Genomic DNA, 470 nt, shown 5'->3' with positions numbered 1-470 from the left:
GACATCGCCGACAAGCTGATGGCTTCGCTCGGTTCGATGCTGCTGTACTGGTACCACTACTCGCACAACGGCAAGCGTATCGAAGTCGAAACCGACGACGATTCGATCGGCGGCCACTTCCTGCACCTGCTGCATGGTGTGGAACCGTCGAAGGCGTGGGTCGACGCGATGCATGTGTCGCTGAACCTGTACGCCGAGCATGAATTCAACGCATCGACCTTTACCGGCCGCGTGATCGCGGGCACGGGATCGGACATTTATTCGGCGATTACTGGCGCAATCGGCGCGCTGCGCGGCCCGAAGCACGGTGGCGCCAACGAAGTCGCGTTCGAGATCCAGTCGCGCTATCAGACGCCGGATGAGGCCGAAGCCGACATCCGCCGTCGCGTCGAGAACAAGGAAGTGGTGATCGGTTTCGGTCACCCGGTGTACACGATTTCGGACCCGCGCAACAAGGTCATCAAGGAAGT

At 60.4% G+C, this 470-nt stretch carries 1 protein-coding gene; it reads left to right on the top strand.

Translation table 11 applies throughout. From position 1 onward, the window contains the following. Positions 1 to 470, top strand: a 470-nt coding sequence (locus tag PQQ96_RS42220) for a citrate/2-methylcitrate synthase (protein ID WP_408303374.1), incomplete at both ends; no start/stop codon positions are given.

Source organism: Paraburkholderia sediminicola (genome assembly GCF_046027825.1).
In the GTDB taxonomy this organism is placed as follows: Bacteria; Pseudomonadota; Gammaproteobacteria; order Burkholderiales; family Burkholderiaceae; genus Paraburkholderia; species Paraburkholderia sediminicola_D.
This window is presented reverse-complemented; position numbering and strand designations above follow the sequence as displayed.